At 62.6% G+C, this 10953-nt stretch carries 11 protein-coding genes; 9 read left to right on the forward strand and 2 right to left on the reverse strand.

Going from position 1 to position 10953, the window contains the following annotated elements; translation table 11 throughout:
• Positions 1 to 849: LysR substrate-binding domain-containing protein (locus tag JV201_RS03415; protein ID WP_219406520.1), on the reverse strand; the 849-nt coding region annotated here is incomplete at its 3' end.
• Positions 850 to 1039: 190 nt separating this feature from the next.
• Here JV201_RS03415 and JV201_RS03420 point away from each other — a divergent pair.
• From JV201_RS03420 to JV201_RS03440, 5 genes are all read left to right on the forward strand, one after another.
• Complete coding sequence (locus JV201_RS03420; RefSeq protein ID WP_177054745.1) at positions 1040 to 1804, forward strand: sulfite exporter TauE/SafE family protein; 765 nt, start codon at positions 1040 to 1042, stop codon at positions 1802 to 1804.
• 117 nt (positions 1805 to 1921) lie between these two features.
• Positions 1922 to 2512: an NAD(P)H-dependent oxidoreductase gene (locus JV201_RS03425; protein WP_008436691.1), complete on the forward strand. Its 591-nt coding sequence runs from the start codon at positions 1922 to 1924 to the stop codon at positions 2510 to 2512.
• A 41-nt stretch (positions 2513 to 2553) separates the two neighbouring features.
• Entirely contained in the window at positions 2554 to 3450 is an 897-nt protein-coding gene (locus JV201_RS03430) for a LysR family transcriptional regulator (protein WP_003212293.1), read from the forward strand.
• 104 nt (positions 3451 to 3554) lie between these two features.
• Positions 3555 to 4448 (forward strand): NAD-dependent epimerase/dehydratase family protein, encoded by an 894-nt coding sequence (locus tag JV201_RS03435; protein WP_102605600.1) that lies wholly within the window; start codon positions 3555 to 3557, stop codon positions 4446 to 4448.
• 207 nt (positions 4449 to 4655) lie between these two features.
• Positions 4656 to 6101 carry a SulP family inorganic anion transporter gene (locus JV201_RS03440; protein WP_008436699.1) on the forward strand — a complete coding sequence of 482 codons (1446 nt, stop codon included), beginning with the start codon at positions 4656 to 4658 and terminating at the stop codon, positions 6099 to 6101.
• Between the two features lie 129 nt (positions 6102 to 6230).
• Here JV201_RS03440 and JV201_RS03445 read toward each other — a convergent pair whose 3' ends face one another.
• Complete coding sequence (locus JV201_RS03445) at positions 6231 to 6623, reverse strand: lysozyme inhibitor LprI family protein (RefSeq protein WP_003212286.1); 393 nt, start codon at positions 6621 to 6623, stop codon at positions 6231 to 6233.
• A 193-nt stretch (positions 6624 to 6816) separates the two neighbouring features.
• Between JV201_RS03445 and JV201_RS03450 the strand changes: the two genes are divergently transcribed.
• The 4 genes from JV201_RS03450 to JV201_RS03465 all read left to right on the forward strand — a co-directional run.
• Positions 6817 to 8220 carry a gluconate:H+ symporter gene (locus JV201_RS03450; RefSeq protein WP_023659375.1) on the forward strand — a complete coding sequence of 468 codons (1404 nt, stop codon included), beginning with the start codon at positions 6817 to 6819 and terminating at the stop codon, positions 8218 to 8220.
• Positions 8221 to 8235: 15 nt separating this feature from the next.
• Positions 8236 to 9096 carry a MurR/RpiR family transcriptional regulator gene (locus JV201_RS03455; protein ID WP_102368042.1) on the forward strand — a complete coding sequence of 287 codons (861 nt, stop codon included), beginning with the start codon at positions 8236 to 8238 and terminating at the stop codon, positions 9094 to 9096.
• 1 nt (position 9097) lies between these two features.
• The gene (locus JV201_RS03460) at positions 9098 to 10561 is read left to right on the forward strand and encodes an amidohydrolase family protein (RefSeq protein WP_219406521.1); all 1464 of its coding nucleotides are present in this window, start codon (positions 9098 to 9100) and stop codon (positions 10559 to 10561) included.
• 29 nt (positions 10562 to 10590) lie between these two features.
• A partial coding sequence (locus tag JV201_RS03465; RefSeq protein ID WP_219406522.1) for a glyoxalase superfamily protein occupies positions 10591 to 10953 on the forward strand: 363 nt, incomplete at its 3' end.

Below are 10953 nucleotides of genomic sequence, written 5' to 3' on the forward strand. Positions count from 1 at the left end.
GGCATAACCCGGCAATTGCTCGAACTCGCGGGCGCATAACAGCAGTTTGCGACAGGCCCAATCCTCGCTCAGGGGTTGGGCCTTGAAGCGCCGCTCCAACGGCCAGCGTTCCAGCGCGGCCAGGGGCACGATCCCCAGCCCGGCGCCCCGGGCGACCATGCGAATCAGCCCGTCAAACCCATCAGCGCGGATGCGTGTCTGCAAGCGAAAGCCTGCGTGCAATGCCTGTTCCTCCAGGTACACCGCCAGCGCGCTGTCGGCGGCCAGGCCCACGTAGTCGTGCTGCAAGCTGTCGATAAAACTCACGGTGCGCCCGGTCAGCGGGTGATCCAGCGGCATGATCAGCACCAGCGGGTCGTCGCGAAAGGGCAGGGTTTGCAGGCCGTGGGTGTCTACTGCGTCGGAAATAATCCCCAGGTCTGCCGCGCCCTGGCGCAAGGCGTGGGTGATGCGCAGGCTCGGCAGTTCCTGCAGGTCGATGTCGAGGTTGGGGTGCTCGTGCAGAAAGTCCGCCAACAGTTCCGGCAGGTATTCGCTCAGGGCGGTGGTGTTGCACAGCAGGCGCACCTGGCCCTTGACGCCGTTGGCGTATTCCGCGAGGTCTTGCTGCAGGTGATCGGCTTGCTGCAACAGCAGGCGGGCGTGACGGGCGAGGGCTTTACCCGCAGCAGTCGGGGTGACGCCACGGCGGCCACGTTCCAGGAACTCAATGCCCAGCGAGGCTTCCATCGCCCGGATCCGCGCACTGGCCGCCGCCAGGGACAAATGGCTGCGGCCGGCGCCGGCGGTGATATTGCCGGTGTCGAGGATGTGCAGGTACAGGCGCAGGTCGATCAGGTCAAAGTGCATGTGCTGGGGATCTCAGTGTCTGTACGGGCCTCTTCGCGAGCAAGCCCGCTCCCACATTTTGAAAGGGTTCACAGATCTAAATGTGGGAGCGGGCTTGCTCGCGAAGAGGCCATCTGCCTCATGCAAAACAAGAGGCTGCCTCAGTATATGGCGAATTTTCAGACATCACCCAAACCTGCAAAATCGACCCATGAATACCTTACTCGCGTTCTACCAAAACCTCGGCCCGGCCCTGACATTGCTGGTGATCGGCACCTTCCTGCTGGCCGGTACGGTCAAGGGCGTCATCGGCCTGGGCCTGCCCACCGTCGCCATGGGCATGCTCGGCCTGGCTATGTTACCGGCGCAGGCTGCGGCGTTGCTGATCATCCCGTCCACCGTCACCAACCTCTGGCAACTGGCCTTCGGCGGTCACCTGAGCGCGTTGATCAAACGCCTGTGGCCGATGCTCCTGCTGATTTTCCTCGGCACCGGGCTGGGCTCGGTGTGGCTGGGCATGGATGGCGGGCATTGGGTGGTGCGGGCGTTGGGCGGCGCGCTGCTGGTGTATGCCTTGAGCGGGCTGTTGCTGCCGACGTTCAAGGTAAGCCCGGCCACCGAGCGCTGGCTGGGCCCGCTGTGCGGCGTGCTGACCGGGGTCATCACCTCGGCCACTGGGGTGTTCGTGATACCGGCGGTGCCGTATCTGCAAGCGTTGGGCTTGAACCGCGATCAGCTGGTGCAGGCGTTGGGGCTGTCGTTCACCGTGTCGACCCTGGCGCTGGCAGCCGGGCTGTTCTGGCGTGGCAGCCTGGGCGGCGGCGAATTGAACGCCTCGTTGCTGGCGCTGGTTCCCGCGCTGCTCGGGATGTGGCTGGGCCAGGCCCTGCGCCAGCGCATCAGTGCCGTGCTGTTCAAGCGGGTGTTCTTTATCGGCATGGCCGCGCTGGGAGGTCATCTGCTGATCAGTGGTTAACAATATGCCGTTGATTCGTGCGCCTTGGTCAAATGTATTTTGCCGCCGGGACGCTTATTCCAAAGCACCGACCCCGTTACCCTGCCTTCAGACATTTTTAATCTTTAGGCACCCCCTATGAAAAAAGTACTCCTGCTCAACGGCGGTAAGAAATTCGCCCATTCCGACGGTCGCTACAACAGCACCCTGCATGAAGCCGCCCTGGCGGTACTGGACCGTGGCGGCATCGACGTCAAGGAAACCCACATCGACGCCGGCTACGACGTGGCCGAAGAAGTCGCCAAATTCCTCTGGGCCGACGTGATCATCTACCAGATGCCCGGCTGGTGGATGGGCGCTCCGTGGATCGTCAAGAAGTACATTGATGAAGTCTTCACCGAAGGCCACGGCAGCCTGTACGCCAGCGACGGCCGCACCCGCTCCGACTCGTCGCAGAAATACGGCAGCGGCGGCCTGATCCAGGGCAAGCAATACATGCTGTCCCTGACCTGGAACGCTCCCCAGCAAGCGTTCGACGACCCCACCGACTTCTTCGAAGCCAAGGGCGTGGACGCGGTGTATTTCCCGTTCCACAAGGCCAACGAGTTCCTTGGCATGACCGGCCTGCCGACCTTCCTGTGCGTGGACGTGATGAAACGCCCGGCCATCGAAGCCGACGTGGCGCGTTATGAACAGCATCTGGCACAGGTGTTTAACCTGAGTCTGTAATGCGGCTAGTATCCGTGCAGCCGCTATAAAGAGGATTCACGTTGAAAGCCCGATCCGATGAGCTACAGATCTTCGTCTGCGTGATTGAATGCGGGTCGATTTCCGCCGCAGCCGAGCAGGTCGGGCAGACGCCGTCGGCGGTCAGCCGCACCTTGTCGCGCCTGGAAGCCAAGCTCGACACCACCCTGATCAATCGCACCACCCGGCGCATGGACCTGACCGAAGAGGGCAAGTATTTCTTCGAGCGGGCCAAGGTGATCCTCGAGCAGATGGACGACCTGGAAGAACGCCTGTCGTCGCGCCAGCAAACCCCGTCGGGGCGCCTGCGGATCAACGCGGCGTCGCCGTTCATGCTGCATGCGATCGTGCCGTACATCGCCGAGTTTCGTGGCCTGTACCCGGATATCCAGCTGGAACTGAACAGCAACGACCTGATCATCGACCTGCTGGAACAGAGCACCGACATCGCGATCCGTATCGGTGCCCTGGCCGACTCGACGTTGCACGCCCGCTCACTGGGGTGCAGCCCGCTGCATATCCTCGCCAGCCCGGCGTACCTGGAACAGCACGGCACGCCCACCACCGTTGCCGAACTGGCCGAACACACGTTGCTCGGCTTCACCCAGACCGAAACCCTCAACCACTGGCCGTTGCGCCATGTGCACGGCGATCGCTGGCAAATCCAGCCCGGTGTCGCCGCTTCCAGCGGTGAAACCTTGCGCCAGCTGGCGCTGGAAGGGCAGGGCATCACCTGTTTATCGGACTTCATGACCGCCCAGGACATCAAGACCGGGCGCCTGATACCGGTGCTGGCCGAGTTCAACAGCGGCTATCGTCAACCGATCAATGCGGTGTACTACCGCAACTCGCAATTGGCCTTGCGCATCCAGTGCTTCCTGGACTTTATCCAGGGCAAGCTGGCCAGCTACGCCAGCTGATTCGTGACCTCTGCGCAAGATTGAATTGGGCAATACGGACTTATTCGGAATGGATAGGTCCGCAATACTGACGCCATCAATTACTCACGCAGGGAGACACCTCCATGAACGTATTCATTACCGGCGCTGCCGGTTTTATCGGCGGTTCCATCGCCACTGGCCTGGTCAAGGCCGGCCATAACGTCACCGGCCTGGTGCGCAGCACCGAACAGGCTGCGGAAATGACGGCACTGGGTATCACGCCGGTGATCGGTACGCTGGATGACAGCGCGCTGTTGACCGAGCAGGCGAAGAAAGCTGACGCGGTGATCAACGCCGCCAGCAGCGACCATCGCGGCGCCGTGGAAACCTTGCTGGCCGCGCTGCGCGGTTCCAACAAAACCTTCCTGCACACCAGCGGTTCGAGCATCGTCGGCGATGCGTCGGGCGGTAAGTCCAGCGATGTCATCTACTTTGAAGACAACCTGCCGGCGCCGACTGTCGACAAGGCTGCTCGCGTGGCCATCGACAACCTGATCCTGGCTGCAGCCAAAGATGGCGTGAACTCGGCAGTGATCTGCAACACCCTGATCTACGGTCACAGCCTGGGCGTCAAGCGCGACAGCGTGCAGTTGCCACGCTTGCTCAAGCAGGCACGCAAAAGCGGTGTAGTGCGGCATGTGGGCACCGGGCAGAACATCTGGTCCAACGTGCACATTGAAGACGTGGTTGCGTTGTACCTCCTGGCGTTGGAAAAGAATGTGCCGGGCACTTTCTACTTTGTGGAGAGTGGCGAGGCGGCGTTTGTCGACATGACCACCGCGATTGCCGAAGCGCTGAAGCTGGGTAAACCACAGGACTGGCCATTGGCGGATGCCGAGGCCGAGTGGGGTTATGAAATGGCCAACTATGGCCTGGGCTCCAACAGCCGGGTTCGCGGCAAGCATGCCCGGGAATTGCTGGGATGGGCGCCGAAGCGGACCTCCGTAGTGGAGTGGATTCGCAACGAGATGGTGTGATGTTCGCTTGAGACCGAGGCGAGCTCTTCGCGAGCAAGCCCGCTCCCACACTTAACCGAGTTCCAACTTTGGAATGCGGTCAAATGTGGGAGCGGGCTTGCTCGCGAAAGGGGCGACTCGGTCCAACGGTCTTACCCAACACTAGCCCCACCCCGCCCAATTCCGTACCATCCCCAGCCTTATCCCCCGCAACTCCCCGGTACTTCAATGAACCTCACCCGTCTGCGCGCCGACGCCCTGGCCGGACTCACCACGTCTTTTGCCTTGCTGCCCGAATGCATCGCCTTTGCCCTGGTGGCTCATCTCAACCCGCTGATGGGCCTCTACGGCGCATTCATCATCTGCACCCTCACCGCGCTGTTCGGCGGCCGGCCTGGCATGGTCTCCGGGGCCGCCGGCTCGATGGCGGTGGTGATCGTCGCGCTGGTGGTGCAGCACGGCGTGCAGTACCTGCTGGCCACGGTGTTGCTGGGCGGGTTGATCATGGTCGCCTTCGGCCTGTTGCGCCTGGGCAAGCTGGTGCGCATGGTGCCGCACCCGGTGATGCTCGGGTTCGTCAACGGCCTGGCGATCATCATTGCCTTGGCGCAGCTGGAGCATTTCAAGAGCGGTGACACCTGGCTCAGCGGCACGCCTCTGTACGTAATGACTGGGCTGGTCGCGGCCACCATGGCCATCGTCTACCTGCTGCCGCGCCTGACCCGCGCCGTACCGCCAGCCCTGGTGGCGATCCTCGGCGTTGGCTTGGCGGTGTACCTGCTCGGCCTGCCGACCCGCACCCTGGGCGACATGGCCCACATCGCCGGCGGCCTGCCGACCTTCGCGCTGCCACAGATTCCCTGGACCCTCGAAACCCTTCACATCATCGCGCCCTACGCGATCCTGATGGCCATGGTCGGCCTGCTGGAAACCCTGCTGACCCTCAACCTCACCGACGAAATCACCGAAACCCGCGGCTACCCGGACCGCGAAAGCGTGGCCTTGGGTGCCGCCAACATGGTCTCGGGCCTGTTCGGCGGCATGGGCGGCTGCGCGATGATCGGACAAACCGTGATCAACCTCAGCTCCGGCGGGCGAGGGCGCTTCTCCGGGGTATTTGCCGGGGTGATGATCCTGCTGTTCATTCTGTTTCTGTCACCGCTGATCGAGCGCATTCCGCTGGCGGCGCTGGTGGGGGTGATGTTTGTGGTGTCCCAGCAGACGTTTGCCTGGGCGTCCCTACGGGTGATCAACAAGGTGCCGCTCAACGACGTGCTGGTGATCATGGCGGTGACGGTGATTACCGTGTTCACCGACCTGGCGACGGCGGTGCTGTGCGGGATTGTGATTGCGGCGCTGAACTTCGCCTGGCAGCAGGCGCGCGAGTTGTACGCGGATGAACACATGGAAGCGGACGGCAGCAAACTCTATCGGGTGCACGGCACGCTGTTTTTTGCCTCGACCACGCCGTTTTTGAATCGCTTCGATCCGGCCAACGACCCGGCCCAGGTGACGCTGGATTGCCGTCACTTGAGCTTCGTCGACTATTCAGCGATTGCTGCGTTGATGACCCTGCGCGAGCGCTACGCCAAGGCCGGCAAGCATTTGCGGGTGCTGCACCTGTCCGAGCGCTGCCGCAAACTGCTCAAGCGCGCCCGGGTGCAGCACGACTGACCGTTGTTGAAGTGCGATGATCGTTCCCACGCTCTGCGTGGGAACGCCGCTTTGGACGCTCCGCGTCCGCTCTTAAAATCGTGACGCGGAGCGTCACAGGATGCATTCCCACGCAGAGCGTGGGAACGATCATGGCCCGACCAGGTTTTCCAGTTCCTGGGCGCGGGTCTGGGTCATGTCCAGCACGCAGCCGGAGCCGTTGACCTGATCAATGGTGCCGCCGGTGGCCGAGCCGATGAAGCCGCAATTGGCATCGCGAAACTTGAGCCACTGGCGTTGTACGTCCTGCAGCTGCTGCTTGCGGTTGCCTTCCATCGCGGTCATCGCGGTTTTGTAGGCGGTATTCAGGCGCGCGTCCTGCACCTTGGTTTCCTTGGCGTTGCAATCGACCATGTCGGCGGTGGTGTTGGCGCCATCCATGCATTTTTTCAGTGCCGGGTTCTCATCGGCCGAGGCCGTGCCGCACAAGGCCAGCAACAGTGCGCCGGCGGCGAAAGGAACAAGCAGGGGGTTACGATTCATTCTGGGTTTTCCTGGTCATGAGTCGGTGTGCAGTCTAAGACTCGGCCTGCGCAGTTGAGTTTCCAGCCCCGGCGATCTTCATGTAAGAACGCCCCCCGAATTTTCATCCACTGACCCAGGGCATATCCCTGTGCGACAGGGCGTGTCTGTGGGCGAAAATTACTTTCATAAAAATTGAAAATCCACCTCGTTAATGATTTATGACTTTCACAAACTATTCGACGTGACCCTTTCCGAGGAGTACCGCATGGCCGCATCACCGGGGTATTGGCTGTTGATCTACGCCGCCATCGCCATCATTGCATTGATCGTATTGATCGCGCGTTACCGGCTCAACCCGTTTATCGTCATCACCCTGGTGTCCATCGGCCTGGCGCTATTGGCCGGGATGCCGGCGGATACGATCATGGGCTCCTACGAGGCGGGCGTCGGCAAGACGCTGGGGCATATTGCGCTGGTGGTCGCGCTGGGCACCATGCTCGGCAAGATGATGGCCGAGTCCGGTGGCGCCGAGCAGGTGGCGCGCACGCTGATCAACCGGTTCGGCGAGCGTAACGCGCACTGGGCAATGGTGTGTATCGCGTTCCTGGTGGGGCTGCCGCTGTTTTTCGAGGTCGGTTTTGTGTTGCTGGTGCCGATCGCGTTTACCGTGGCGCGGCGGGTGGGCGTGTCGATCCTGATGGTCGGCCTGCCGATGGTGGCGGGCTTGTCGGTGGTGCATGCGCTGGTGCCGCCGCATCCGGCGGCGATGATGGCGGTGCTGGCCTATAACGCCTCGGTCGGGCAGACGGTGCTGTATGCAATTTTGATCGGCATACCCACCGCGATCATTGCCGGCCCGCTGTACGCCAAATTTATCGTGCCGCACATTCACCTGCCCGCGGAAAACCCGCTGGAGCGCCAGTTCATCGACCGCGAGCCGCGCACCCGCCTGCCGAGTTTCGCCCTGACCATGGGCACCATCCTGTTACCGGTGGTGCTGATGATGATCGGCGGCTGGGCCAACCTGATTTCCACGCCGGGCACCGCCTTTAACCAGTTCCTGTTGTTTATCGGTAACTCGGTGATTGCGCTGCTGGTGGCGACCCTGGTGAGCTTCTGGACGCTGGGCCTGGCCCAGGGCTTCAACCGCGAGTCGATCCTCAAGTTCACCAACGAATGCCTGGCACCGACCGCCAGCATCACCTTGCTGGTGGGCGCGGGCGGTGGTTTGAACCGAATTCTGGTGGACGCCGGGGTCACCAATGAAATCCTCGGCCTGGCCCACGCCTTCAACCTGTCGCCTTTGGTGATGGGCTGGCTGTTCGCCGCGCTGATGCGCATCGCCACCGGCTCGGCCACCGTGGCCATGACCACGGCCTCAGGCGTGGTCGCACCGGTTGCGATGGGCCTGGGTTATCCACACCCGGAATTGCTGGTGCTGGCCACCGGCGCGGGTTCGGTAATCTTTTCCCACGTGAACGACGGCGGCTTCTGGCTGATCAAGGAATACTTCAATATGACGGTGATCCAGACCTTCAAGACCTGGACCGTGCTGGAGACCCTGATTTCGGTGGTCGCCTTCGGTCTGACTTATGGTTTGTCCTGCATCTTGTAACCCGGAGCCGAACCGATGGACATCCTCTACCAGATCCGCGCCCGCCAGGATTCCTTCAGCGCCGGCGAAGGGCGTATCGCCAAGTTGATGCTTGATGACGTCGGTTTCGCAGCGTCCGCCAGCCTGGAAGAGTTGTCCCAACGGGCCGAGGTCAGCACCGCCACCTTGTCGCGTTTTGCCCGCAGCGTCGGCTGCCGCGACCTGCGTGACCTGCGCCTGCAACTGGCCCAGGCCAGCGGTGTCGGCAGCCGTTTCCTCGACCCGGCGGGCCTGCCGGAGCAGTCGGCGTTTCACCGGCAGATTCTCAGCGATATCGAGGCGACGTTGCGCCGGCACCTGTCCGGTTTCAACCAGCGCAGTTTTGTCGACGCCGTGAGCCTGCTGGGCAATGCGCGGATGATCCACGCGTTCGGCATGGGCGGGCCGTCGAGCCTGTGCAGCGACGAGTTGCAAGTGCGCCTGGTGCGCCTGGGCTACTCGATCAACGCCTGCCACGACCCGGTGATGATGCGCGTGACCGCCGCCACCCTGGGCCCGGAGCATGCGCTGATCGTCTGCTCGCTGACCGGCATCACCCCGGAGGTATTGGGCGTGGTGGCGCTGGCACGCAACTACGGCGCAAAAATCATCGCCATCACCCTGCCGGACTCCCCGCTGGCGCAGTTGGCCGACGTGCTGCTGCCGCTGCAACCGGCCGAAACCAGTTTTATCTACAAGCCAACGGCGGCGCGCTACGGAATGCTGTTGGCCATCGACGTGCTCGCTACCGAGCTGGCCTTGGCCATGCCGGACGACAACCAGGAACGCCTGCGACGGATCAAGCTGGCCCTGGACGATTATCGCGGCGGCCCTGACAGCCTGCCGCTTGGAGATTGAGATGAAGTACCACACGCTGATCCGCCAGGCGCTGATCATTGATGGCAGCAACACCCCCGGCTATGTCGCCGATGTGGCAGTGCACGAGGGCCGTATCGAGAAGATCGGCGACCTGTCCCGGGACAGCGCCGAGCATGAAATCGACGCTGCCGGGCGCGTATTGGCGCCGGGGTTTATCGACGTGCACACCCACGACGACACGGTGGTGATCCGTCACCCGCAGATGCTGCCCAAGCTGAGCCAGGGGGTGACCACGGTGATTGTCGGCAACTGCGGCATCAGCGCCTCGCCCGTGAGCTTGCAGGCTGATCCGCCGGACCCGATGAACCTGCTGGGCACCGCCGAGGCCTTTGCCTACCCACGGTTCAGCGATTACCGGGCGGCGGTGGAAAACGCCCACCCGGCCGTCAATGTGGCGGCGCTGATCGGCCACACCGCGCTGCGCAGCAACCATATGGACGACCTGCACCGTACCGCCACGCCGGGTGAAATCACCGCGATGCGCGTGCAGTTGCAGGAGAGTCTGGCGGACGGTGCCCTGGGTTTATCCACCGGGCTTGCATACGCGAGCGCCTTCAACGCCGAGACCGATGAAGTGCTGCAGTTGAGTGAAGAACTGACGGCGTATGGCGCGGTGTACACCACCCATTTGCGCAGCGAATTCGAACCGGTGCTGGAGGCGATGGACGAGGCTTTTCTGATCGGCCGGCATGCCAAGGCGCCGGTGATCATTTCCCACCTCAAGTGCGCGGGCGCCGGTAACTGGGGGCGCAGTCCGCAGTTGTTGGCCTCGCTGGAACACGCGGCGAAGACCCACCCGGTGGGCTGCGATTGCTACCCGTATGCGGCCAGCTCTTCGACCCTGGACCTCAAGCAAGTCACCGATGCCTTTCGCATCACCATCACCTGGTCTACGCCGCATCCGGAAATGGGCGGGCGGGATCTGCAGGATATCGCCGCCGAGTGGGCGGTGCCGCTGATGGACGCCGCACGCCGCCTGCAACCCGCCGGGGCAGTGTATTACGGGATGGACGAGACCGACGTGCAGCGCATCCTGGCGCATCCGCTGTCGATGATTGGCTCGGATGGTTTGCCGGAAGATCCGTTTCCTCATCCACGTCTGTGGGGCGCGTTTCCCCGGGTACTGGGGCATTTCAGCCGGGACCTTGGCTTGTTCCCGCTGCACACCGCCGTGCACAAGATGACCGGACTGTCGGCGGCGCGCTTTGGCCTGGCCGGGCGCGGTGAGATCCGTGAAGGGCATTGGGCCGACCTGGTGCTGTTTGATCCGTTGCGGGTGCGGGATGTGGCGGACTTCAAAGAGCCGCAGCGCGCGGCGGAAGGGATTGACGGTGTGTGGGTCAACGGCGTGCTCAGCTACAGCGACGGTCAAGCCAACGGGCAGCGTCCCGGACGATTCCTGGCGCGCAGCGGGGATTTGCGAAAGGGTTTTGCCAATCTATAGTGGCGGCTCTCAAACACGGAGCAATCGCCATGCACTTAGGAAAAGTCACCCCCATCTTGCGCAGTTTCGACGAGGCCAAAACCCTGGAGTTCTACGTCGATTTCCTGGGGTTCAAGGTCGATTGGCAGCACCGGTTTGAAGACAACTTTCCGCTGTACTTGCAGGTGTCGCTGGGGGAATGTGTGCTGCACCTGTCCGAGCACCATGGCGATTGCACGCCAGGTGCGGCGGTGCGGATTCAGGCTCAAGGGTTGGAAGCGTACCAGCAACAATTGCTGGCCAGGAATTACCGCAACGCCAAGCCCGGTATTGAAGACACGCCGTGGGGCAGCCGCGAGATGAGCATCAGCGACCCGTCGGGGAACCGGTTGGTGTTTGTTGAAGAAGTCAGC

The sequence above is a fragment of the Pseudomonas sp. Colony2 genome (genome assembly GCF_019382755.1).
In the GTDB taxonomy this organism is placed as follows: domain Bacteria; phylum Pseudomonadota; class Gammaproteobacteria; order Pseudomonadales; family Pseudomonadaceae; genus Aquipseudomonas.